The organism is Rickettsia finnyi (assembly GCF_049668125.1).
GTDB lineage: Bacteria > Pseudomonadota > Alphaproteobacteria > Rickettsiales > Rickettsiaceae > Rickettsia > Rickettsia kotlanii.
This window is the reverse complement of sequence record NZ_CP187160.1, coordinates 470,294-493,666: the sequence shown is the minus strand read 5'-3', so window position 1 is coordinate 493,666 and position 23,373 is coordinate 470,294. Positions and strand designations below refer to the sequence as shown.

Sequence of the window (23,373 nt, the reverse complement as noted above, 5' to 3'; positions counted from 1 at the left end):
AAGGAAAAATAAGAAGAATGTCAGGAAAAATAAAAGTAACATTTATTATAAATGATGGAGAAGCAAAAACAGTAGAAGCACCAATAGGGCTTTCTATTTTAGAAATTGCCCATAGTAACGATCTAGACCTTGAGGGAGCTTGTGAAGGATCGCTTGCTTGTGCTACTTGTCACGTTATTTTAGAAGAAGAATTTTACAACAAATTAAAAAAACCTACGGAAGCAGAGGAAGATATGCTTGACTTAGCCTTTGGTCTTACCGATACTTCTAGATTGGGATGTCAAATTATTTTAACCGAAGAATTAGACGGCATAAAAGTACGCCTTCCTTCTGCTACTCGTAATATAAAATTATAATGGATTAAAAAAGTGATACGTAAAATACTTCTTTTTGTGTTTTTAGCCTTTACAATAATATGGTTTGCAACTGCATATACTATAAAAAATAACATTGTAAGTTTAATTAAGAATTCTGAATCCGATAATCTTAAAATATCTTATAATGCAGTTAGGTTTTCAGGCTATCCTTTTAATTGGAAAATTACCGTAACGGATCCTAAAGTAAAATTAATTGATCATGTAAATTCTAAAGAATTTACATGCGAAAATATTGTCTTAAATATAGCTTTTAGTACTAAAAGAGCTGCTCTTAATTTCGGTCCTTTTATTAGAAAAGTCGATAATTACGGCGACAAAACATTTACCTATGATGTACGCAGCGATGATGACATAAAGGGTATAGGAAAATTTAATAAACCTTTATATAAAATATCAAAAGATGATAATTTAAAAGAAATATTAAAATCAATTCAGTTAAATAATAAAGCATTATTGATATTTAAAGATAATCAAGAAATCTTTAAAATTAATGATTTAGCATTTCTTATACGAAAACAGAATTTAGCAAGTGAGGAAAATATATCCTTATTTTTAAACATGAATTATTATTCAGAAAAAGATATTTTGAATTTTAAAAATGCTAATTTAGATATTGCTGCTTCTTTAAAATTTGCTGAAGGCGGAGAAGATTCAGCTATTTTACAAAATTTTAATATAGAAAGATTTATTTTTACTTGTGATAATGATTCTAAAGTTAATTTAAACGGCGCTTTACAACTCTTTGCCAATAAATTACCGAAAGGAAAACTACATTTTGAGCTAGAAAATTATAATTCCATAGTTGATAAATTATTACCGAATAATATTATTGTTTCTAAGAAAATAATTAAAACAATTATTGCTAAAGCAATTAATAAAGCTTCCGACGCACCATTAAATACAGAGCAAAATGATTCAAATTCAGCTTACAACAACATAGAAAAAGCTAAGTTTGATATTGAGTTTTCAGACAAAGGAATAAATATCGGTTCTATTAATTTATTAGAACTAAAACTTGGTGCACATAAAGAAGACCAAAATACCGCAAATAATTCAAATTAGTTTTATGAACAATTTTAAACTAGCGACTATTATTAGTATATTTCTTATTTGCAGTAATATTTATGCTGCTCCAAAAGTCATTAAAATCGGTACCGGCTCTATTTTAAAAGGATATTATGCTATTGGACTTGATTTATGCAAGACTATTACAAATAACGATAAAAATAATGAACATATTAAATGCGAAGTTGTTGCAACAAACGGTAGTATAGAAAATTTAAAATTATTACAACAAGGCAAAATTGATTTAGCCCTAGTGCAAGCTAATATTGCAGTAGAAGCATATGAGGGCATAGGTTATTATCACGATCAAGAAAAAATGCAAAATTTACGTCAGGTGCTTAATCTACATGATGAGTTTTTTACGGTTATTGTAAAAGATGAGGATAAAATAAAAGTTTTTGCTGATATTGACGGAAAAAAAATAACTAACGGTCCGACATTTTCCAGTAGTAATATTACTTATGATATCGTACGTTCTTTATATAAATTTGCTAAGGAACCTGAAGAGCTACACATTAATTATGAAGATGCTAGTGATCAATTCTGTAATAAGGAAATAGATGCTATAATAATGATGGTTGGACATTCTAACCCCTTAGTAAATTTAATAGCTAATAAGTGTAAAATTGATTTCATTTCAATTGAAAATGATAAAATAACGGAATTAATAAAACAAAATAGAGCTTTTCATAAAGCCATACTTCATAAGGGCTTATATCCAGGGATTACCGATGATCAAACTACAGTAAAAGTATCGGCAATCCTAGTAACTAGAGATGAGACGAAGCGTGATATTTTAGATAAATTTATCGGAGCTTTTCATAGAAACGTAGCAAATTTTAAACTTTCTAATTACTTATTAAATAACCTGGACATTAACTATTTCGCCGATACTAAAAATTTTGTTCTACCAAAACATGATTCAGTAAGAAACAAAAACTAACAATATCTTATGTCTGAAAATACTATATTTAAAAATATACTTATACCTATAGATTTAAATGATAAAAAATCTATAAAAGGTATTCTTTCTAAGGCTTTAATGCTTGCGACGAACTTTCAAGCAAAATTACATTTTATGTATGTAATTCCTGAATTCGGTATGAAAATGTTTGAAGATTATTTACCTAAACATTGGAGAACGGAGAAAAAAGAAAAGTATAAAGCTCAAATTAAAGAGCTTATCAAACAATATATTCCCGATGAAATTGAAACAGATTATTATATAGGTAGCGGTGCCGTTTATGATGAAATAATTAAGCACTCTAGTGAAATTAAAGCCGATTTAATAATAATCTCTGCAGTCAGACTACAATTAAAAGATTATATGCTTGGACCTAATGCTTCTAAAATCGTCCGTCATTCAGATATATCAGTGTTAGTAGTAAGAGACGAGTAATAAGTATTATTTACAACTCTTGGGAGTGTATTGCTAGCGTGGGTCCATAATCATCATTGCGAGCAGCCGTAGGCTGCGTGGCAATCCACAAAAAATAAAAAAAATGCTATAAATTAGCATTTTTACTGGATTGCTTCGTCAAAACTTACAGTTTTTTCTCGCGATGACGATTTTGGCTGTTATAACTTCACTTTCAACTTCATAAAGCCTTGATGGCTTTGATATTTCTTTTGTAAATGACAGTTATATTCAAGTAATACGCTTACATTATCTTTTTTAGTTAAAACGCTAGCATCGATATTATAAGCAACTTTAGGCTGCTTCGGTAATGCGATAGTTTCATTAACTTCTCTATCGTTCCATTTTACTTTAGCATTAAGTTTTTTACTATTATCATTAAAGTAATGTTCTACAGATGCTTGAAGTGCAGGCGTAACACTGAAACCTTCAGCTATTTTCTGCGGTGCTAAAGCTACCTTCTACCTTACCGCCTAAAATACCGCTCTATAAATACTGCTTTTTAGAAGCAATACTCAAATACTGAATACCTACATCACTTTCTTGATATGTATCGTCTTTAGAGTGGCCGTATCTTATACCAAGATTTGGAGTAAGAGTAATATCACCATTCATAAGATGATAACTTAATAAAGTTTCAAAGTTATAATTATAATTCTTATATTTACCGGTTGCAATAGTACCTAAATGGTTGATTTTACCCTTTACTATATTATGATTGTAAGCAAACATAGCTTGTATCATAAAGTTTTTCGGTAATTCTTTTTGTCCGTATAAAGTTACGATATGGCTATCGATATTAGTATTTGACCTGCTACCGTTAGACTCAAACTTTGAATCCAATTTAGTATAAGCAATACCGACTAAATCTTTGTAGTTATCAGAACCAATATCAAAACCTATACCTATAGTACCGCCCGAAGCATGACCTTTATAACCGGCACAACCTTGTTGCGTATTAGTACCGTAAGTACCTGCAATCCAAAGGCTTTTATCTAACACTTTTTCATCTTCATCACCCGCAGCAACCGCAGCACTAAAGAACATTCTATGCGATATAATATTACAGCTCATTTGAGTGATATCATGAATCGGATTATATATTGCTCCCATCATTTCTTCGTCTTGTTTTACTGCATTTTGCATTTCTACAACTTCAGCAGCTTCAGCAATGCTTGCTTCTGCGGCTTCCTGTATAGAAGCAACTACTTTTGCCTCCTCTTCTTGTCTAGCTTCCTCTTGCTTCGAGTTTTCAAGGCTAACTTCAGAATCCTTAGATTCTGATTTATTTGTACTACTAGATACTTCTACTTTGTTCGCTCCCGTATTATATTATAATCATCATCTTCATCATCATCAAAGCCTTCAATATTGCCCTCTACAAGAACAATCCTCTCTATACGTTGAACAATCATAATTTCTGCACCAGTATGCTTCTTCCACCGGAGGCGGCACTCCCCCTACATCTTCCATATTAATAACTACCGGTACCGGTGCTAATGGAGCTGCAACTGCAGGAACAGCTATTACCTCTTCTACGTCCTCTTCTCTTGGATCTGCCGGTAAAACCAATGGTGCAACAGGAGCTACTACAACTACTCCACCATAGCTTACGTCTGTCTCCATTTGCTACTACTTGTGCTGCTTGCTGCTGACTCAGAACGTCTTGTAGCAACTTCTGCTTCATTTACAGCTGCCACTTCTATAATTGCTGCTAACCTAGAATTATTCGCTTTCAGTTGCTGCATTAATCCTGCATCTTGATTCATGCTAACACATAGATTTCTTGTTTCCTGATCTATACCACTTGCTACTTCTCTTTTAGAACCTATGAACTCAATATTGGTTCCTTCTTTTATAGCTTGAGCTAATTGATTTATATTACCATCAAGTGCATCTGCATTTTTAGTTGTATATTTCTCAAAAACTTCTTCTACAATTAATGCTTTTAGTTTTTCCTTTCCTTGAGTCTTTATTGCTAACTCTCTTTTTTGTCAACTGAAGCTGCTATAGCTTGAACAGCGGTTGCGGATTTTTTCCCTATTTTAGAAGTAGGAGCAATATAAGCTACTGCCATTGCAACCGCAGCATTTTTTTTAAGAAAAAGATTTTCGATAGGCTTTAGACTGTTTCTCTTTCTAACTAAACCGTCTATACCAAGCCCATTCCCTCGTAGGTAGTGGCGATCCCTACTACCACTATTACCGGTACAACAACAGGGGTATTAAATACCGCTTCTATTTTCTCACCACTTATTATATTAAGAAATTTTACCTCTTTTGAGAAATCTTTAGTATTAGGTATTAAAGCTTTCATTTTTGCATTAAAATTATTTTGTACGGTGTCTGTTATATTTTTCTCTGTAATGGTTTTAGAAGCTTTAGATAAACCAGCTACATTATTGGCTAAAACTTTTCTTAGTAATCTAATAGAACCTAAACACGATCAACCAATGCAATATTATAAAGAAGCCATATAGTGGTTAAATAAGTACTCGGACAAAGCAGAAGTAACTCAAACTATAGCTAGCTGCTACTCTAAAATATGCGATATATTGAGCGAAGAAGAAGATTATAATGGAGCTCTAACATGTAATGAAGAACTTAAGGAAATGTACAATAAAATCGGCGATATGCTATTTAATTTAGGACGTGAAAACCCAGCTAAGCTATCATATTTTAAAGCAGCTGGTGTTGTACGTGATCCTCAAAAACAACGAGATGCAATGCTTATGGCATACAATACTTTCGTAGGAAACCCAAATAATAACGCAATTCAACAAATAGATATTTCAGAACAACAACAAAGAAAGGGATATCTTAATGGTATAATTGGCGACATTATTGATCTGTGACCGTTCACTAGTATTAAGCGGCTTATTATTCCTCTCTGTCATCCCGTGATTTATTCACGGAATCCAGTAAAAAATATAAAAATTCATTTTTATATGACCCATGAACGCTCACATTGATCTATCTATCTCAATAAATCATTTATGCTTACTTTAGCTCTAGTAGTTTTATCGACTTGTTTTACGATAACTACGCAATAAAGTCCAGGCTTACCGGCTTCCTTAGCAGGTAATACTCCTGGAACTACAACGGAATAAGCCGGAATTCTGCCGTAAATAATTTCACCTGTATCTCTGTATACTATTTTTGTAGAGCTACCGATAAACACCCCAATACTAATTACTGCTCCTTCCTCTACTATTACACCTTCTGCTATTTCCGATCTTGCACCGATAAAACAATTATCTTCAATGATAACAGGCTTGGCTTGCAACGGCTCAAGCACCCCACCTATTCCCGTGCCGCCTGAAATATGGCAATTCTTGCCGATTTGAGCACATGAGCCGATAGTAACCCATGTATCAATCATTGTTCCCTCATCTATATAAGCACCTATATTAATGAAAGAAGGCATAATTACAACATTTTTAGCTATATAAGTACCAGTTCTAACAACAGCTCCAGGCACTTTGCGTATAGCTGCTTCTTTGAATGTATTTTTATCAGTATCTGCAGAAAATTTAGGAGCAACTTTGTCATACCAACTATTATAATTGTTATTATAAAGTTGTGATTCCGTAGTGATAAAATATAGCAATATAGCTTTCTTTACCCATTCATTAACTTGCCAACTATTTTCTTTCTTTTCACAAACACGAATCGTACCTTGATTTAAGCTTTCTATACTATCATTAAGAGCTTGCTTTAATGTTATAAGCTTTGAAGAATCATGAAGAAGTTTGTCCTTAATTTGCCAAGCTTCTTCAATTTCTTTAATAAGAGAGGACATATCTTTTAACTGTTTTATTGCCAAAAATAATAAATGAGATTATCATGAAAGTCAAATATAATACAAATATAATAATTATAATTAACTATGTATATTACTTGCCCAAATTGCCAAACAAGATTTATTGTTACAAGCAATCAAATAGGTATTAACGGACGACGAGTAAAATGTTCCAAATGTAGCCATTTGTGGTATCAGAAATTAGACTATAATATTAGTACATTAAATGACTTTAAAGATAAAGTAAACACGGGAACTATTAAAACTCCTATTAAAAATCATTACAATGCTAATGTACCGGTTATTTTCCCGTATATTCCTCCTAAGAAAAAATATAACATATTTCCAATATTATGGACTAGCTTTATAATTTTTTGTTTAGTGATATTACTAATAGATAGCTTTAAATTCTTAGGTAAATATGATCAATTAAAGATAGAAGAAATTAATTTAGGCCAATCTCGTCATATAGGCGGTATGAAGATATTTTATAAATTATCTAATGAGTCTGATTATTTAATTTCCGATCCTATAATCAAAGTGAGAGTAATGGATACTAATAATCAAGCTTTAGATGAATATGTATCAATTACAAAACTACAAACAAAAATCCCTGCAAAACAAGCAATATATCTAGAAATGAATATTGAAGGGATCCCTATTACAGCAAAATATATTGATATTGTTATAGGTAATAGATTAGGACTTTTATTTAAGTGAGGACGTTGTTGCATAGACCGATAAAATCCACTGTCATCCCGTGGTTTAACCACGTGGTCCATCAAAACAATTAAAACACTATTGAGTATTGTACGAATATTGCCCTTGACCTGAGTATAAAGGCAATGGATGTCATGTGGAAATGACATAGGAGCTATGCAACAACATCACTTAAAAATAAAATACCCACAAGCTAAAGCTTATGGGTATTACTAAAGATATAATAATTTTATGTATTAGGAAACACCACAATTTGAGTTATTAGTATCACTTGATACCATATTAACAATATCTGGAGCTTTAAATAATATAATGATTGCAGTAACTACCACTAAAGCTACTTCCCACTGCAATTTTCCTCTTAATGTTTGAATTCCCAGAACAATTATACCGACAACAGCTATACCTCTTGCAGTATTGCCTCTGAATACTTTAATTAACTTACATAATGCATCACCTACAGGATCGTCATTACTACCTAAGCTATCAAAAGCTACCATAATAATAGCCACGCTTAGAATAGTAAATAATATGCGTAATGATAGATTATAATCGATTAATTCTTCGTTTAATTTACGAATAGAAAAGTTCATATGTTTTACCTCAATAAAATAATTAGCATTTAAAAAATAATGTATAATTTATTTATATATAAATCAACTCCTAAATATATGCAATTTTAATTAATATACAAAAATATTTTAAAAACACTTATTTTAAGTAACATTATAATCACATATAGTATAATTTAACTTCCAAATATATAAACAAACGTAAATAAAAATAACCAAACCACATCCACAAAATGCCAGTACCATGCAGCAAATTCAAACCCTAAATGTCCATTACCTTCTGTAGTAAAATCTCCTCTTTTCGCTCTAAAGTAGCAAATTATTAGAAATATAGTACCTATAATTACATGGGTTCCATGCAAACCCGTGGTTAAATAAAAATTAGAAGCATATATACCATCTGTAAATTTAAACGCCGCATGGTAATATTCATATGCCTGCATAGTTGTAAAAAATATTCCAAGCAATATGGTAAGAGCAAGTGCAGTTACACAATCTTTTTGATTTTTTTCTTTTAAGGCGTAGTGAGCCCAAGTAATGGTAGTGCCTGATAAGAGTAGTATTAAAGTATTGATAAAAGGAATATCAAACGACTCAAAAGTTTTAATTGTAGGTGGAGGCCAAATGCCCTGCTTTACAACCCATACACCGTCTAAAAGACCTACGGGTGATAGACTTGCTTTAAAAAAAGAAGCAAAAAATACACTAAAAAATACTATTTCCGTTAAGATAAATAACGCCATACCTATTTGTAAACCTTTTCTAACAGGACTAGTATGCTGATGTTCGACTATTCCTTCTTTCACTACATCTCTCCACCAAGAATATAAACAGTAACTTACTGAAATAATCCCTGCAGATAAAATATATATATTAAATTTGTAGCCATGCATGAATGAGACGCCACCTATAACCAAAAGAAGTAAAGCAAAAGATGTTAGGACGGGCCAAGGGCTTGGGTCTACTATATGGAATAAGTGCAATTTAGTAATAGAATATGAATTATTTAAAATTATCTTTTGACTCATATTGTTATTTTATATTTCCTAATTATCACCAATAATAAACTACAAAAGTAATCTGCTATTCGCATGAGTGAAAATAAATATAAATTATTATTGATGTAAAAGCAAATGCTAGAAGCAAATTATATAGAAAATATACCACGTAACTCAGAATTACATTATTTATTATTAATGACAACTTAAATCTCTTGACTCTTTATATTATTCAACTAATATATAGACCGCTAATAATGTTTAAGCTCCATTGTTGCAAGACCAATCTGTCAAAACTTAATATTAAGTTATACCAGGGGTCTATTATTATAAGTGAGTAAAATCATGAAGTATAATGGAGGTTGTTGTCTTACAGCCATCTTGGTATGATGGTTATTATACCTATATCTAAGGTTGAGCAACATTTGCTAATATACCTTGGTTTATATCTTTCACTGAATATATTCTAATAAAATAACGGTCTTTTCCATCCCATTTAGGACTATAGCTATCTCTTTTACGTAAAACCGTTTTATTGCTTAATATAACACACCGGACGTAACATATATATAGTTTTGCGTAGATTTTTGATCTACGATTTCTCTAATTTGATTTAAAAACCCTGCTGCTCTTTGTGTTGCAGGAATAGCATCCATTTTTATTCTGCTATAATAACCGGTAGCATGTTCTACTAATAAAGGGAGTTACTTGCTCACTATTTTACATGAAAAAGAATCTGTACTTGTTACTGTAAATTCATTACTAAGCCCGATTAAGATATCTTGGTAGCTCAAGTGATTTAATATATCTTTAAGGCTAATATATACTTATAGGTAGATTCTCATGTCTTTTATGTACAATCCCCCAAATTAAATAGTCCACTATAGGAGATAAGTTATCACTTACCAAGTATCCCTATTACTCCATACATATGACAAATTAATTCTTCTATTCCACTAATCCGTACCTCACCGTCATAGAGAGTCATTATATTATAATTTTTTTGATTGATATTTTTTATATGTATAATTTCTGCATTATTGTTTACGGCATTTTTAATTTTTTTTGTATAATTTACATATTTTGTTTCTAAAAAATTTTTAAAAAATACAGTAGATTTATATGGCTTTTTAGTAAAATTGTTTAAAACCTCATCAATATTAATATTAACATTTTTTAGATAAATTTCCTTTCTCATAATTTATCTAAATCTTTTTTATAACTGAGTTCCAATTTTTAGAAGCACTAATAATACTGAAAGGATCTACATATTTTGTATCTACTAAATATAAATCTTAACCAGCGAGTTAATCTAACGATTTTATTGTTTAAATTTTCTAATTTTGCTATACAAGTTTTTTCATCTAAAATTTTCCTCCAAACATCATAGCACGCATTCATTATAGTCAATATTAGTATCTTCAATTATGAAATAATCCCCTTCTGCAAAAAGATTATTATGAAAATATTCCAAAATACCTATAGTATTAATATAAGCATCTTCTATTCAAAGTATAGGATGTACTATTTCAGATATTTTCTCTTTTGGGAATATTGCCTCTACTTTATTAGAATCACCTTGTAAAAATTCTATTCTATTATCTTCTGTTACGGCTTGATCAATATTTTCAAAATCGATATCTATACTAATAACTTTACCGTCTTTTACCGATAAACTTTGTATATCTGCTAACCAAAGGGTAGAAGCTCCTTTAAAACTTCCAAATTCAATTATGGTTTTGAGTTTTAACACTTGAATTAAGCCTTGAGTAGTAACAATCTGAAAAGGACTTTTTTGTAATGGTATATTTCCCCAATTAATATCACAGCTATTTTCAGCGATAGAATACCAAAACGATTCAGGTATATCACTTACTGAAGTTCTATTATTTATAGATACAAACCTTTTTGATTGTACTGTATTATTTAGGAACTTTAACATGTACTCCAACGTACTCCAACCTTAAGTTAATATAACCATTGTAATACACACTTTAGATTCTAAAATCAATAGTTTTTAAAGTTGAAAATAAGACAGGAAATTTTAACTATATTTTAATTTCGCTTTTCCTTGGATTCCCGCCTACGCGGGGAGAACATAAAACACATTTTTCAATTCAGACAACAATGCTTATAGTTGCTCGCAATGACAATGTCTGGTCTGAGTTAGCAATATCATTAAGATAAATATACTTCCTTATCTAAAGTATCCTCGCTGTTATCTATAATCATAGTAATTGTTGCATCGCCGGTAATATTGATAGTAGTACGTAGCATATCAAGTATTCGGTCAATACCAGCAATAATTGCTACTCCCTCTATAGGTAAGTGAACTGAAGAAAGAACCATAGGAAGCATTATCAAAGAGGCACCGGGAATACCAGCACCACCGATAGATCCAAGTGTTGAGGTGAGAATAATGACTAAATAGTCGTGAGGAGCAAGCGTTACTCCCATCATCTGAGCAAAAAATATGGTGGTAAGAGATAAATTTATAGCAAAACCGTCCATATTAATTGACGCACCTATCGGAAGTACGAACGAAGTACTCGACTCTGAAATGCCAAGCTTTTCACGACAAATTTGCATAGTAGTTGCAAGAGTCGCCTTACTACTTGAAGTAGAAAAAGCAAGTATTTGATACTCAAAACTTTTCTTATAAAAAGGTATAGGTGAAACACGACAGAATACACATATAAGTAAGCCAAAAACTAAATATTGGAATGTCATCGCCACAACTACCGCTACAACAAGTTTCGATAAACTAATCATTACCTCAACTCCCTGCATGCCTACAATCCAGCCTGTTAAAGCAAAAGCACCGTAAGGGGACAATTGAATAACAAACGATATCATTTTTAATATTAATTTTGACATTACATGCATTAAATCAGTAATAGGTTCACCGATAGATTTCATTTTGTTTAAGGTAATTCCAACAAAAATAGCAAAAAATACAACTTGTAAGACATTACCGTTTGCAAAAGCCCCAACAGCATTATTAGGGACGATATTTACAAAAAAATCAATTATATTAAATGAAGTTCTGCTTGTCGTTCCTGAAGAGGTGAAATCTATATGTACGCCTACTCCTGGCTTTAATACTAAGGCAACAGTGAGTCCAAAAACCGTGGCAAAAAAAGTAGTACCTAAAAAAGCGGCTACCGCTTTCATTCCTACTCTACCAAGGGCAGAATTATCATTCATACTAGTGATACCGGAAACCAAACTGAAGAAAATTAAAGGGGTAATGATCATTTTGATCAAACGTAAAAAAATGTCACCGATAGGTTTAATATAATTAACATATTGTGGTAAGTATATACCAAATATAATACCTAAGATTAATCCTAAGGTAACTTTTTGCCATAATTTCATAATTTACTTAATTTTTAAATTTACTCAACTATAAGTTTGTTTATTATTTTGATTAATCCATTCTAAGTACTTTGGAAAGCCATAGTCAATATTTATTTTTATTATTTGCGGTAATTCATAATTATGAATTTCCAGAAGTTTATTTTCTATTTCGTTATAATTAGAAGATTTTGTTTTAATTACAAGTCTATATTCAGTTTCTAAAGTTACTCTACCATTCCATCTAAAGTAACTTTTGACATCGTCAATTTGAATGCAGGCAGTAAGATTTAATTCTAACAAAACAGATGCTATTTTCTCGGCAATTTGCAAATCATTAGTAGTAGTTAAAATTAAACAGCAATCTTGCATGCCTAAACCTCAACAAAACAATTCGGTGTTTCATATAGTTTGAGGCTCGTTACAAAGAAGTTTTGACTTACGAAAAGTTTAGGAAAAATTTCATTCTTTAAATGCATCGCTATATTTTCTGCAGTCGGATTATTTTGCATGTAATATATTTTTTGACCAGTACAATTTTCTATTTGCTGCCCCATTTCCTTATCGTCTTGATGTAGGATTAAGCTATGATCAAAATTTTCATCAATCCATTTTTTAGCTAAATCCTTAATTAAACCAAAATCGATTACCATACCAAGTTTATCGGTTTTGTTTGCAGCTATAGCGATCTCAAGAACATAACGATGACCGTGCAGGAATTGACATTTATTTTGATGTTCTATAATTCTATGTCCTGCATCGAACTCAATACGACGAGTACATTTTATCATTATTATATACTTCCTTTCTTTGAATGATTTTACTTTTTTTTCAAAGAGTAAAAACGAGGCTACGTCATTGTGAGAAAAATTACGAAGTAATTAACGAAGCAATCTCAGAAGTTTGGTTATTATTTCATGAGATTGCCACGCAGCCTAGGGCTGCTCGCAATGACAATTTTTTACAAATTTAACAATAACTTTTCAGGATTCTCAATAAGCTGCTTAATTTTTACCAAGAACGATACTCCTTCTTTCCCGTCAATTATACGATGATCGTAAGATAAAGCTATATACATCATCGGACGTATTTCAATTTTACCGTCTATAACTACAGCTCTTTCCTCGGTTTTATGTAAGCCTAGAATACCTGATTGAGGAGGATTAATAATCGGTGTAGATAATAATGAACCATATACACCCCCGTTAGAAATCGAGAATGTCCCACCTGACAAATCAGCCATAGAAAGCTTACCCTCACGAGCTTTTTTAGCCAAAATTCCTATAGCTTTCTCCACTTCGGCAAATCCCATTTTATCGACATCCCTAACAACGGGGACAACAAGCCCTTGGTCTGTTCCGACAGCTACACCTATATCATAGTAATTTTTATATACTAAATCATCACCATCTATTTCAGCATTTATCGACGGAATAAGCTTTAAAGCTTCAATTGTTGCTTTAACAAAGAAAGACATAAACCCAAGTTTTACAGTGTGCTTTTTCTCAAACTCTTCTTTATATTGATTACGCAAAGCAATTACTTTTGACATATCGATTTCATTAAAAGTAGTCAAAATAGCTGCTGTATTTTGTGAATCTTTTAAACGCTGTGCAATAGTTTTACGCAAGCGTGACATACGAACACGCTGCACTCTTTCTTCATTAGATTTACTTATTGCAGGAGCAAAACTAGCCATAGCGTTTATTGTTGCAAGCACGTCACCTTTGGTAATTCTACAATCTCTACCTGTTCCTTTTATATTATTGGGGTCAAGCTTATTATCGGTAACTAATTTTTGTACAGAAGGAGCAAGAGTATTATTAGCCACGGGAGGTTTTTCTACAGGCTTTTCTGAAGTAGGTTGCGTCACTGCTTGAGCTTGAGCAGATTCATTATTAGTACCGGCAGTATTTGCAGCTGCCCCTTCATTTATTTCGCCTATTTCTTCGCCAACTGCTACATTTGCACCGTCAGTTTTCGATATTTTACCTATAGTACCATTGCAAGGAGCATTAACTTCTAAAGTCACTTTTTCGGTTTCGATTTCTAACAGTAATTCATCGGTTTTAACCGAATCGCCTTCTTTCTTATACCATTTGGCAATAGTGGCTTCCGTTACAGACTCCCCAAGCGACGGTACTATAATTTTAACAATTTTAACGCTCATAATTTATTTTACTCCTATATTTGTATAGCATCGCCCTGTATAGTTTTATCGTCATTGCGAGAAGACGCTATAAGCGTCAACGAAACAATCTCAGGCAAATTCCTGAGATTGCCAAGCTCCTTTTAGTCGCTCGCAATGATGATTATTAGGCAATACCCTAAGAATCATATTCCCAATGCTGCCCTTAATAGCTTCTCTTGCTGTTTATTATGTGCTTGCAGCGAGCCTACTGCCGGAGAGGCTGATTCCTCTCTACCTACATATTTAAATTCATTATTAATTCCTGCTTCTTTTAAAGCATCGTTTAAGTGAGAAACTATATAACACCAAGTTCCCATATTCTTTGGTTCTTCCTGACACCAAATAAATTCCTGCGTCCTATTATATTTTTTAAATAGCGATGCTACAAGTTTTTTTTCAAAAGGGTATAATTGCTCAAGCCTAATAATCGCTATATTACTGTTATTGCCACGCATTTCAAATAGATCGTAATATACCTTACCGCTGCATAAAATTACTTTAGTAATATTGTTTGTATCTACTTTAGTTACTTCATCTAAAACCGGTAAGAAAGTAGTATTTTCACCTAGCTCATCAAGTTTAGATACGGCATATTTATGACGTAATAATGATTTTGGCGACATTACGATTAACGGTTTACGGGTATCATCAAGTATTTGGCGACGTAGCAGATGGAAAATCGAAGCAGGGGTAGTAGGGTATGTAACATATATATTGTTCTCAGCCGCCAGTTGTAAGAACCTCTCAAGCCTTGCCGAACTATGCTCCGGTCCTTGTCCCTCAAATGCATGAGGTAACAAAACTACAAGCCCGCTCATACGAAGCCATTTAGTCTCACTGCTTGAAATAAACTGGTCAAAAATAATCTGAGCTCCATTAGCAAAATCACCGAATTGTGCTTCCCATAAAACTAAATTTTTGGGGTTTGCGAGTGAATAACCATACTCAAAACCAAGCACCGCATATTCAGATAAATTACTATCGGCTACCTCGTATTTTGCTTGTTCTTTAGATAAATTATTTAGAGGTATATAGGTAGTACCATCAATTTGGTTGTGCAATACTGAATGACGATGCGAGAAAGTACCGCGTCCCGAATCTTGTCCGGTTAACCTTATATTTGTGCCTGAAGCAAGCAAGCTTGCAAAAGCTAGCTGCTCTGCCGTCGCCCAATCAATAGGTTGATCAGCTGTTAGAGTAGCTTTTCGAGCTTCAAATAGTTTTACAAGTTTTGGATTAACGGCAAAATCTTTCGGTATTTCGCATAGTTTAGTTCCTAAATCGTGTAATGTTTTTTTATTGATACCCGTTATTGTAGCTTGTGTACGAGTACGAGAAATACCTTGCCATAATCCGCCTAAGAAATGTGCTTCTTGCTTATAACTTTTTGCCTGCTCATATGCCTTATCTAGTTTTGCTTTAAATTCTTCTTTTAACTTAGCAAAATAATTATTGTCGATTACACCGCTTTTTACTAACTTATTTGCGTAAATATTTCCAGGGGTCAGTTTGTTTTTAATAATGTTATACATCTTGCCTTGAGTATACATCGGCTCATCGCCCTCATTATGCCCATATTTACGGTAACAAATAATTTCTACTACAACATCTTTACCGAATTTCTGCCTGTATTCTACCGCAATATTGGTGGCTTTTAACACTGCTTCTATATCGTCACCGTTAACGTGTAAAATCGGGGCTGCTATGATTTTAGCAAACTCCGTAGAATATCTACTAGCTCTAGTATCTGCAGCATTAGCTGTAAAACCTAACTGATTATTAATGACGAAATGCAATATCCCGCCAATATCATAAGCAGCTAAAGGTGACATTGATAGACTCTCGGCAACCACGCCCTGACCGCAAAAAGCAGCATCGCCATGCACTAAAATAGCTTTGACTTTGCTGCGTTTAGTATCTCCAAGCATATCTTGCTTTGCTCTTACTTTGCCTGCAACTATAGGATTTACCGCTTCTAAATGTGAAGGGTTATCGGCTAGTGACAAGTGTATTTTCTTATCCTCTAGAATTCTATCGGACGAATAGCCTAAATGGTATTTTACATCGCCTGAAACATTTAGCTCATCAGGAAATACGCTGCCACTTATGAAACCCGCAATAACGGCTTTATATGGCTTACCTACTACTTTAGTTAGAGCGTTTAATCTCCCTCGATGTGCCATACCGATAACGATTTCTGAGACGCCATGATGCATGGATAAATCTATAGCTTTACTCATAGCAACTATAGAAGCATCACCACCCTCAACGGAAAAACGCTTAGCTCCGGGAAATTTTGTATGTAAATACTGCTCAAACCCTTCTACTTCTACTAAATCATTTAAGATAGTTTTTTTGTCTTCAGAAGAAAACGTAACTTCGCTTTCTAGCTTATTATATAACCAGTTTTTCCCTGCTACATTTTCTATTTGCTCAAACTCTACACCTATAGAACCTGTATAAACTTTATCAAACTTGGTCACTAATTCAGATAATTTACAGTTCCAATTACCGACAAATTCATCCGTAATATTGATATTTTCTTCTAGCTGACCGCTATCAAGACCAAAAGTTTCTATATTAAGCTTTAAATCATTTTTTGTTTTACGTAGCTCAAGGCCAAGCGGATCAAGATTCGCTAAATAGTGAGCATGCTTGCGATAAGCATTGATCATTTCCTTAGCTTTTAAACTATTTAAGTCTTCAGAAGATAAATTATTATTTAACGATTCTTTTTTTATTTCATTAGGAATAATTATTTTTGCCGTACTTTTATTGAGTAAAGTATTATTATCCTTAATGCCGGCAAAAAATTCTTGCCAAGTTTGATCAACCGAGGCAGGGTTGGCTAGATATTGCTTATATAGCTCTTCAACAAAAACAGCATTCCCGCCAAATAAATAACCTGTTTTTTTAAAGTCTTCTTCCATATTATTGTTTGTATTGTTTAGTTTTTGTCATAAGCCATCATTGCGAGGATACCTAATCGTCATTGCGAGCGACTGCAAGGAGCATGACAATCTCAGCAATTCTCCCAAGATTGCTTCGTCACTTACTTCGTAATTTCCTCGCAATAACGATTTTATTACTATAAATACTTCCCTTCTAAATATCTTATATACACCTCAGGGCTAATTTTTTCCTCACCGCTAGCACTTTTCAACAAATCGGCTGAATTTTTTAACGAACCGAGATTTCTAAAATTCTTATTTAGATAATTATTTAGATTACTAAAATCACCCTTTAATATATCATCTTTTATATTTGAATGCATCTCTTTTACTTTTTCCATCACCATTGATGCAATAATTGCACCGTTTGTATAGGCGGGAAAGTAACCGAAATTTCCGTGTGACCAATGAATATCTTGAAGACAGCCATTACTAAAACTTACCGGTTTAACGCCTAAATATTCCTGCATCTTACTATCCCAACAGCTTGGTAACTCATCGAGATTCAAGTCGCCATTGATAAGCATTTCCTCTATCTCAAAACGTAATATTACATGCATCGGATAAGTTACTTCATCCGCATCTACTCTTATAAAATCAGGCGTAACTCTTGTAATTTTTCTATATAAACTTGCCGCTGAATATTCTTCACTTTTAAAAGCAAATTCGTCTCTAAGTAATTTAGCTAAAAATTCGGTAAATTCTCTTGATCTACCTACTTGCATTTCCATAAATAAAGATTGGCTTTCATGGAAGGCCATACCTTTAGCAAGCCCAACCGGCTGCCCTTTATACATTTCCGGTAGATTCTGCTCATATAAAGCATGTCCTGTTTCATGAATAATTCCCATTAAACCGCTTATGAAATTATCTTTATCATACCTAGTAGTTAAACGTATATCGTTTGGCGTTCCACCGCAAAAAGGATGAGTCGATTCGTCTAATCGTCCTTTTGTTAGATCAAACTGCATAATTCCCATAATACGTTTTCCGATACGCTTTTGCATTTCAGGAGCTAGTTCACTGTGCTTTACTAGTTCTTTCTCGGTTTTCTGTTTTTCTAAAATTTTATTTATGAGCTGCGGGAGTTCTTTTTTAAGTACTGCAAAAACTTGTTTGATCTCGCTACTTTTTCTGCTTGGATCAAACATATCTATTAATGAGTCGTATAATCCGCAATTAAAAGCATCTGCTCGTACTTTAGCAACTTCTTTCGTATAATCTAAGACTTTTTGTAAGTGTGATTTGAATAAATTATAGTCGTTATGTTTTCTTGCTTCTCGCCAAACAAGTGCGGCTTTAGTAGTAGCTGCTACCAATTTCTTTTGTAGTTGCTCGTCAATACAATTTGCATCTGTTACTTTTCTCTCAATCTCTCTAATATTACCATTCTGCCATTCATCAAGGTTCTTTGATTCTTCTTTTGCTTTGCTAAGTAGCTCCTTTAGAATAGGAGATTTGAGCATAGAATAAACTAGCAACGTTAAAGTTACTATTTCGTTTGTCCTACTCTCACCTGAACCCATAGGCATATTTACGGCAACATCCCAGTATAATATGCTTAAGATATTATTAAAATGTGAGATGGTTGCAAATTTGTTTTCTAATTTTATGTAGTTGTTGTTCATATGTCCCCTATTATGTCATTCCCACGAAAGCGAGAATCCAGTAAAACCTATAAAAAATTTTACTGGATTCTCGCTTTCGTGGGAATGACATGAAAACCGTACCGCTAGTGCCTATTACAAATGCAACAACTCCTTTGCTGCGTTTAAACTTGCTTTGGTGACTGTTTTACCTGAAATCATGCGGGCGAGTTCCTCCTGTCTTTCAGCTAAATTTAAAGCTTTTACCGTTACTTTCGTTTCTTTCTCTAGCTGTGTTTTCTCGATTTTTATATGCAAATCCGCTTTACCTGCTACTTGCGGCTGGTGCGTAATAACTATTACTTGAGTAACGCTACTAAGTTTTTTTAATCGCTCACCTACTTTATCTGCGACCTCCCCGCCAATCCCGACATCTATTTCATCAAATATAATAGATGGTTTTACCATTTTATCAAACAAAGAAGTTTTTAAAGCTAACATGAATCTTGATAATTCACCGCCGGAAGCGATTTTATTAATTGCTGCAGCTGCCGTTCCCGGGTTAGTAGACGCTTTAAACACAATATCGTCATTACCGTCGGCTGTTGGTTCTTTAGCATTTATCTCAATCTCAAAAATTGCTTTCGCCATTTTAAGCTGCTTTAGCTCCTGATGCAACGATTCTTCTAGATGTTTTGCAACAATAAGACGCTTTGCAGATAAATTACTCGCTAGTTCATAATATTTTTTCTGCAGTAGTACTTCTTGAGCTTTCAACTCATTACTATTTGCTATTTTGTTTTTTAATATACTGAGCTGCTCTAAAGATTTATCTAAAAATATACCTAACTCATCAGCAGGAACATTATATTTACGGCTAATAGCTTTTATTAAAAATAATCTTTCTTCTGTTTCTTCAAGATTATATTCCTCATAATTAAAACTATCTAACAGATTTGATAATTCTTGGCGTGCTTCTTCTAGATTATTATAGGCTTCCTCTAAACTTGTAACAATAGCTTCAAAACGCTCATTGTTGCCTTGCCTTGCTAATAATTTCTCTGCTCTATTAATCGATGTATTTATTTCAGGATTATTAATCTGTTCTAGAATATCTTTTATTAGCTGTAAATCCTTATCTTTATTTTGCAAATCTTTTCGTAGATTTGCTAATTTTTCTTCTTCACCTGTTTGAATGTTCAGTTTAGTTAATTCTTCCGTTGCAAAGCTCAAATAATCAATTTCTTGTTCTATAGAATTTTGCTTAAGTGTTATTTCGGCCATTTCTTTCCGAGTATTTTGCCAAGTCTGATAGCATTTGGAAAGCTCCGCTCGCAAGTCCAAAAGATTTCCATAACTATCTAAAATATCAAGCTGCGTATTTGCTTCTAGAAGAGAAATATTATTATTTTGTCCATGAAACTCGAATAAATAAGTAGCTAATTGCTGCATAAGAGCTTTAGTAACCACTTGATTATTAATGAAAAAATTTTTTCGCCCTTCGGCTTTTTGCAGATACTTTACAAACAATAACTCTTCAGGTTCAATAAAATTTTGAATCAGAAAATTTTTTATTTCTTCATTTAAAGAGAATATTATATTAACAACAGCGTAATCTTTTCCACGCTTTATTATATTATTTGAAGTTTTATAACCTAAGCAAAATAAAATAGCATCAAGTAAAATAGATTTACCGGCTCCCGTTTCACCAGTAATAACACATAAACCTTTATTAAACTCAATTTCCAGCTCGTCTATCAGAATGAAGTTTTTAACTGAGAGGCTGCAGAACATATGCCGCTTAATTTTGGTGGTTCTGAACTAGCCTGTACGCATAACTATACCATTGACTATTAGGATAGTTGTAACCTAGCACTGAGGCATATTTTTTTGCTTCATCCAGAAGTCCGAGCATCATATAACTCTCGGCTAAACGGTAAAGAGCTTCTACCGAGTGAGAAGTAGTTTGATAATTATCAATTACCTCTTCAAATCTATTTATAGCTGCCATCGGATTCTTTTTCTTTAAGTAAAACCGACCTACCATCATCTCTTTACCTGCTAAATGATCGTTTACTAGGTCAATTTTTAAAGATGAATCAATAGCATATTTAGTATTTGAGAATTTTGCTATTACGTCTTCAAAACTATCTTTAGCTAGGAAAGTTCTAGATTGATCATGATTTACGTCTGAAATTAACATATAATATGATAATGCTTTAAGGTAATATGCATAAGCAATATCAACATTTGCAGGGTGCAAATTAATGAACATATCAAGCACATCAACCGCTTCTTCATATTGAGCGGCGAGAAATAAAGAATAAGCCTGCATCAATTCGGCTTGCGGCGTCATTTCATTACCTGGATGCTGGTAAAATACTCTTCCGAATTCTTCTGCAGCTTTCTTATATTTTTTCTTTTCCAATAAGTTAATACCTTCATTATAAAGGGTAGGGATAGGGACTACTATGTCATCACTGTTTTTTTTGTTTTTGCACCCGCCTAAAACTAACCCTATAACTAAAAAGGTACTCAATAATTTTGTTAATTTCATAAGAACTTAAATTCAGTTAATAACTAAATATACATATAGGCTTACAGAATTTCAAGGATTCAATTTAAAATCTCACAAACTTATAAATTAGACCTATTCAGAAACTCGTTTATAGGGAGAAATTTGAAGGAAACACAGAACGCAGAACTGCAGCGTACACTTGTAAGGATTCGAGTACCGGCTCGACGTACAAATTACCCCTAGAAGTAGAGTTTCTGAATAGGTCTTCTGGGATTTATTTCTCTACCCAATGTCCTTTATCATTTTTATGGTATTTTTTTCTACGGGCCGACCATGCTACTTTATATGCAACTGTCTCTCGAGAATCATTGCCACGTCTTTTATCGACATCCTTATATGGTTCAAATGCATGATTAAAAGCTGCACGATAAATATCCTTAGCATAGCTCGAAAGATGATTTTTAACTGAATCAGGTAAATCGTTATTATTTTTATAAGGCATAAAAACCTCGGGTAATATTATGCAAATAATATTTTATAATATTGGAGGTTTCATTTCTATAGGAAAGGTAAATAAAATTTACGACCACAGACTTTTCATTTTATTAAAAAAGCTGCCGTCATTTTCTTTTTCATTTATGGATTCTTGTTTGAATTCTTCTAGTAATTCACGTTGTCTTTTAGATAAATTTTTAGGTACTTCAACATGAATATGCGCAAGCATATCACCCCTAATAGTTGATCTCATTTTAGACATACCTTTGCTGCGTAGCCTTAATTGATCACCGTTTTGTGTGCCTGCAGGAATTGTTAATTTTACTTTCCCGCCTTCAATTACCGGTACTTCTATCTCTCCTCCAAGAGCAGCATTCACAAAACTAATAGGTAGTTTACAATGTAGATGTGCTCCGTCTACTTTATAAATATCATGTGGTTTTATTGCTATATCAACGTATAAATCACCGCTATTACCACCTCTAATACCTGCTTCCCCTTCTCCGGTATGTCTTATTCTAGTACCGTTTTCAACACCGGCAGGAATATTTACCGATAAATTTCGTTGTTTATGGTAACGTCCCATGCCATGACATTTCTTGCAAGGATTTTTTATAATGTGTCCGTTACCTTGGCATTTATGACAAGCTTGTTCGATCGTAAAGAATCCTTGCTGCATTCTAGTCGCTCCAACACCGTTGCAAGCATCGCAAGTAGTTACGGTTTCACCTTTTTCAGAACCGCTACCGTGACAAGTATCGCATTTTACTGCGCTAGAAAAGCTAATATTTTTTTCTATACCGTGAAATGCTTCCTCTAGGTTAATTGTCAGATTATATTTTAAATCTGAGCCTCTAACTTTAGCTGAAGTTGGGCGTGATGATCTTCTGCTACCTCCCATAAAATCGCTAAAGAAGTCACCGAATATGTCGTTAATATCAGGGTGAAAACCGCCATGATTCCCTCCTCCCCCTTGTGATTGTTGATTTTGAAAAGCATCGTGTCCCAAACGGTCATAAGCAGCTCTTTTTTGCTCATCTTTTAGAACATCATAAGCGGCATTGATTTCTTTAAATTTCTTTTCAGCATCTTTAGCATCAGTAGTATCAGGGTGATATTGCTTGGCTAGCTTGAGGTAGGCTTTTTTAAGGTCAGCTTGGCTAGCTGTTTTACTAACCCCTAGTATTTGGTAATAATTTTGTGACATAATTTAATTTATAAAATGAGATTGTAACGTCATTACGAGGGAAATTACATAGTAATTTGACGAAGCAATCTCAGGATATTTAACGAGATTGCCCACGCAGCCTATGGCTGCTTGCAAT

The 23,373-nt window shown here is 33.1% G+C and carries 24 protein-coding genes and 2 pseudogenes; 8 read left to right on the top strand and 18 right to left on the bottom strand.

Features of this window, described 5'->3' with window-relative positions:
* Window positions 1–17: 17 nt before the first annotated feature.
* Genes ACPKKV_RS02700 through ACPKKV_RS02685 form a run of 4 tightly spaced genes read left to right on the top strand, consistent with a single transcriptional unit; the run spans window position 18 to window position 2,841 of the window.
* Complete coding sequence (locus ACPKKV_RS02700) at window positions 18–356, top strand: ferredoxin family 2Fe-2S iron-sulfur cluster binding protein (protein ID WP_392506074.1); 339 nt, start codon at window positions 18–20, stop codon at window positions 354–356.
* Between the two features lie 12 nt (window positions 357–368).
* Complete coding sequence (locus ACPKKV_RS02695) at window positions 369–1,439, top strand: RP198 family tick cell line-upregulated protein (RefSeq protein WP_392506073.1); 1,071 nt, start codon at window positions 369–371, stop codon at window positions 1,437–1,439.
* A gap of 4 nt (window positions 1,440–1,443) precedes the next feature.
* Window positions 1,444–2,385 (top strand): TAXI family TRAP transporter solute-binding subunit, encoded by a 942-nt coding sequence (locus ACPKKV_RS02690; protein WP_392506072.1) that lies wholly within the window; start codon window positions 1,444–1,446, stop codon window positions 2,383–2,385.
* Window positions 2,386–2,394: 9 nt separating this feature from the next.
* The gene (locus ACPKKV_RS02685) at window positions 2,395–2,841 is read left to right on the top strand and encodes a universal stress protein (protein WP_392506071.1); all 447 of its coding nucleotides are present in this window, start codon (window positions 2,395–2,397) and stop codon (window positions 2,839–2,841) included.
* Window positions 2,842–3,345: 504 nt separating this feature from the next.
* On the opposite strand, the gene ACPKKV_RS02680 is transcribed toward ACPKKV_RS02685, so the two are convergent.
* From ACPKKV_RS02680 to ACPKKV_RS02670, 3 genes are all read right to left on the bottom strand, one after another.
* Window positions 3,346–4,005, bottom strand: coding sequence for an autotransporter outer membrane beta-barrel domain-containing protein (locus ACPKKV_RS02680; RefSeq protein ID WP_392506070.1), 660 nt, complete (start codon window positions 4,003–4,005; stop codon window positions 3,346–3,348).
* Between the two features lie 219 nt (window positions 4,006–4,224).
* Entirely contained in the window at window positions 4,225–4,485 is a 261-nt protein-coding gene (locus tag ACPKKV_RS02675) for a hypothetical protein (protein ID WP_392506069.1), read from the bottom strand.
* Window positions 4,470–4,628 carry a hypothetical protein gene (locus tag ACPKKV_RS02670; RefSeq protein WP_392506068.1) on the bottom strand — a complete coding sequence of 53 codons (159 nt, stop codon included), beginning with the start codon at window positions 4,626–4,628 and terminating at the stop codon, window positions 4,470–4,472. The genes ACPKKV_RS02675 and ACPKKV_RS02670 overlap by 16 nt, the downstream gene beginning before the upstream one ends.
* Before the next feature lie 410 nt (window positions 4,629–5,038).
* On the opposite strand from ACPKKV_RS02670, the gene ACPKKV_RS02665 reads away from it, so the two are divergent.
* Window positions 5,039–5,338 carry a hypothetical protein gene (locus tag ACPKKV_RS02665; protein WP_392506067.1) on the top strand — a complete coding sequence of 100 codons (300 nt, stop codon included), beginning with the start codon at window positions 5,039–5,041 and terminating at the stop codon, window positions 5,336–5,338.
* Window positions 5,339–5,413: 75 nt separating this feature from the next.
* On the top strand, window positions 5,414–5,713 hold the full coding sequence (locus ACPKKV_RS02660) for a hypothetical protein (protein WP_392506066.1): 300 nt from the start codon (window positions 5,414–5,416) through the stop codon (window positions 5,711–5,713).
* Window positions 5,714–5,835: 122 nt separating this feature from the next.
* Here ACPKKV_RS02660 and dapD read toward each other — a convergent pair whose 3' ends face one another.
* Entirely contained in the window at window positions 5,836–6,660 is an 825-nt protein-coding gene (dapD, locus tag ACPKKV_RS02655; protein ID WP_392506065.1) for a 2,3,4,5-tetrahydropyridine-2,6-dicarboxylate N-succinyltransferase, read from the bottom strand.
* A gap of 87 nt (window positions 6,661–6,747) precedes the next feature.
* Between dapD and ACPKKV_RS02650 the strand changes: the two genes are divergently transcribed.
* Complete coding sequence (locus ACPKKV_RS02650) at window positions 6,748–7,380, top strand: MJ0042-type zinc finger domain-containing protein (protein ID WP_392506063.1); 633 nt, start codon at window positions 6,748–6,750, stop codon at window positions 7,378–7,380.
* A gap of 236 nt (window positions 7,381–7,616) precedes the next feature.
* Here the strand turns inward: ACPKKV_RS02650 and ACPKKV_RS02645 are convergent, their stop codons facing one another.
* The 12 genes and pseudogenes from ACPKKV_RS02645 to ACPKKV_RS02590 form a co-directional block, all read right to left on the bottom strand.
* Window positions 7,617–7,973, bottom strand: a complete 357-nt coding sequence (locus ACPKKV_RS02645) for a TrbC/VirB2 family type IV secretion system protein (RefSeq protein WP_392506062.1) — start codon at window positions 7,971–7,973, stop codon at window positions 7,617–7,619.
* Window positions 7,974–8,128: 155 nt separating this feature from the next.
* Entirely contained in the window at window positions 8,129–8,980 is an 852-nt protein-coding gene (locus ACPKKV_RS02640) for a cytochrome c oxidase subunit 3 (RefSeq protein ID WP_392506061.1), read from the bottom strand.
* An 868-nt stretch (window positions 8,981–9,848) separates the two neighbouring features.
* Entirely contained in the window at window positions 9,849–10,148 is a 300-nt protein-coding gene (locus ACPKKV_RS02635; RefSeq protein WP_392506060.1) for a hypothetical protein, read from the bottom strand.
* 414 nt (window positions 10,149–10,562) lie between these two features.
* A pseudogene (locus tag ACPKKV_RS02630) lies at window positions 10,563–10,892 on the bottom strand (CmcI family methyltransferase); the annotation flags it as partial.
* A 236-nt stretch (window positions 10,893–11,128) separates the two neighbouring features.
* Window positions 11,129–12,328 (bottom strand): dicarboxylate/amino acid:cation symporter, encoded by a 1,200-nt coding sequence (locus tag ACPKKV_RS02625; RefSeq protein WP_392506059.1) that lies wholly within the window; start codon window positions 12,326–12,328, stop codon window positions 11,129–11,131.
* A 24-nt stretch (window positions 12,329–12,352) separates the two neighbouring features.
* The gene (cutA, locus tag ACPKKV_RS02620) at window positions 12,353–12,679 is read right to left on the bottom strand and encodes a divalent-cation tolerance protein CutA (RefSeq protein ID WP_392506058.1); all 327 of its coding nucleotides are present in this window, start codon (window positions 12,677–12,679) and stop codon (window positions 12,353–12,355) included.
* Between the two features lie 2 nt (window positions 12,680–12,681).
* Complete coding sequence (locus ACPKKV_RS02615) at window positions 12,682–13,098, bottom strand: 6-pyruvoyl trahydropterin synthase family protein (RefSeq protein ID WP_029374620.1); 417 nt, start codon at window positions 13,096–13,098, stop codon at window positions 12,682–12,684.
* Window positions 13,099–13,268: 170 nt separating this feature from the next.
* A complete protein-coding gene (odhB, locus tag ACPKKV_RS02610) occupies window positions 13,269–14,477 on the bottom strand; it encodes a 2-oxoglutarate dehydrogenase complex dihydrolipoyllysine-residue succinyltransferase (protein WP_392506057.1) in 1,209 nt (402 codons plus the stop codon).
* Window positions 14,478–14,641: 164 nt separating this feature from the next.
* Complete coding sequence (locus ACPKKV_RS02605) at window positions 14,642–17,428, bottom strand: 2-oxoglutarate dehydrogenase E1 component (protein WP_392506055.1); 2,787 nt, start codon at window positions 17,426–17,428, stop codon at window positions 14,642–14,644.
* A 158-nt stretch (window positions 17,429–17,586) separates the two neighbouring features.
* On the bottom strand, window positions 17,587–19,077 hold the full coding sequence (locus tag ACPKKV_RS02600) for a carboxypeptidase M32 (protein WP_392506054.1): 1,491 nt from the start codon (window positions 19,075–19,077) through the stop codon (window positions 17,587–17,589).
* Window positions 19,078–19,191: 114 nt separating this feature from the next.
* Window positions 19,192–20,829, bottom strand: coding sequence for a DNA repair protein RecN (recN, locus tag ACPKKV_RS02595; RefSeq protein WP_392506053.1), 1,638 nt, complete (start codon window positions 20,827–20,829; stop codon window positions 19,192–19,194).
* A 7-nt stretch (window positions 20,830–20,836) separates the two neighbouring features.
* Entirely contained in the window at window positions 20,837–21,592 is a 756-nt protein-coding gene (locus tag ACPKKV_RS02590) for an outer membrane protein assembly factor BamD (RefSeq protein WP_392506052.1), read from the bottom strand.
* A 101-nt stretch (window positions 21,593–21,693) separates the two neighbouring features.
* On the opposite strand from ACPKKV_RS02590, the pseudogene ACPKKV_RS02585 reads away from it, so the two are divergent.
* Window positions 21,694–21,807, top strand: a pseudogene (locus ACPKKV_RS02585) (palindromic element RPE1 domain-containing protein); the annotation flags it as partial.
* 20 nt (window positions 21,808–21,827) lie between these two features.
* Here ACPKKV_RS02585 and ACPKKV_RS02580 read toward each other — a convergent pair.
* Window positions 21,828–22,055 (bottom strand): ChaB family protein, encoded by a 228-nt coding sequence (locus tag ACPKKV_RS02580; protein WP_392506051.1) that lies wholly within the window; start codon window positions 22,053–22,055, stop codon window positions 21,828–21,830.
* Between the two features lie 78 nt (window positions 22,056–22,133).
* Window positions 22,134–23,255 (bottom strand): molecular chaperone DnaJ, encoded by a 1,122-nt coding sequence (gene dnaJ, locus ACPKKV_RS02575; RefSeq protein ID WP_392506050.1) that lies wholly within the window; start codon window positions 23,253–23,255, stop codon window positions 22,134–22,136.
* Window positions 23,256–23,373: the final 118 nt, after the last annotated feature.

Bases quoted from the DNA above. Each gene is read 5' to 3' on its own strand.
- ACPKKV_RS02700 (WP_392506074.1), top strand. From the start codon at position 18: ATGTCAGGAAAAATAAAAGTAACATTTATTATAAATGATGGAGAAGCA.
- ACPKKV_RS02690 (WP_392506072.1), top strand. From the start codon at position 1,444: ATGAACAATTTTAAACTAGCGACTATTATTAGTATATTTCTTATTTGC.
- ACPKKV_RS02685 (WP_392506071.1), top strand. From the start codon at position 2,395: ATGTCTGAAAATACTATATTTAAAAATATACTTATACCTATAGATTTA.
- ACPKKV_RS02680 (WP_392506070.1), bottom strand. From the start codon at position 4,005: ATGCAAAATGCAGTAAAACAAGACGAAGAAATGATGGGAGCAATATAT.
- ACPKKV_RS02675 (WP_392506069.1), bottom strand. From the start codon at position 4,485: ATGGAGACAGACGTAAGCTATGGTGGAGTAGTTGTAGTAGCTCCTGTT.
- ACPKKV_RS02670 (WP_392506068.1), bottom strand. From the start codon at position 4,628: ATGAATCAAGATGCAGGATTAATGCAGCAACTGAAAGCGAATAATTCT.
- dapD (WP_392506065.1), bottom strand. From the start codon at position 6,660: ATGTCCTCTCTTATTAAAGAAATTGAAGAAGCTTGGCAAATTAAGGAC.
- ACPKKV_RS02650 (WP_392506063.1), top strand. From the start codon at position 6,748: ATGTATATTACTTGCCCAAATTGCCAAACAAGATTTATTGTTACAAGC.
- ACPKKV_RS02645 (WP_392506062.1), bottom strand. From the start codon at position 7,973: ATGAACTTTTCTATTCGTAAATTAAACGAAGAATTAATCGATTATAAT.
- ACPKKV_RS02640 (WP_392506061.1), bottom strand. From the start codon at position 8,980: ATGAGTCAAAAGATAATTTTAAATAATTCATATTCTATTACTAAATTG.
- ACPKKV_RS02635 (WP_392506060.1), bottom strand. From the start codon at position 10,148: ATGAGAAAGGAAATTTATCTAAAAAATGTTAATATTAATATTGATGAG.
- ACPKKV_RS02625 (WP_392506059.1), bottom strand. From the start codon at position 12,328: ATGAAATTATGGCAAAAAGTTACCTTAGGATTAATCTTAGGTATTATA.
- cutA (WP_392506058.1), bottom strand. From the start codon at position 12,679: ATGCAAGATTGCTGTTTAATTTTAACTACTACTAATGATTTGCAAATT.
- ACPKKV_RS02615 (WP_029374620.1), bottom strand. From the start codon at position 13,098: ATGATAAAATGTACTCGTCGTATTGAGTTCGATGCAGGACATAGAATT.
- odhB (WP_392506057.1), bottom strand. From the start codon at position 14,477: ATGAGCGTTAAAATTGTTAAAATTATAGTACCGTCGCTTGGGGAGTCT.
- ACPKKV_RS02605 (WP_392506055.1), bottom strand. From the start codon at position 17,428: ATGGAAGAAGACTTTAAAAAAACAGGTTATTTATTTGGCGGGAATGCT.
- ACPKKV_RS02600 (WP_392506054.1), bottom strand. From the start codon at position 19,077: ATGAACAACAACTACATAAAATTAGAAAACAAATTTGCAACCATCTCA.
- recN (WP_392506053.1), bottom strand. From the start codon at position 20,829: ATGTTCTGCAGCCTCTCAGTTAAAAACTTCATTCTGATAGACGAGCTG.
- ACPKKV_RS02590 (WP_392506052.1), bottom strand. From the start codon at position 21,592: ATGAAATTAACAAAATTATTGAGTACCTTTTTAGTTATAGGGTTAGTT.
- ACPKKV_RS02580 (WP_392506051.1), bottom strand. From the start codon at position 22,055: ATGCCTTATAAAAATAATAACGATTTACCTGATTCAGTTAAAAATCAT.
- dnaJ (WP_392506050.1), bottom strand. From the start codon at position 23,255: ATGTCACAAAATTATTACCAAATACTAGGGGTTAGTAAAACAGCTAGC.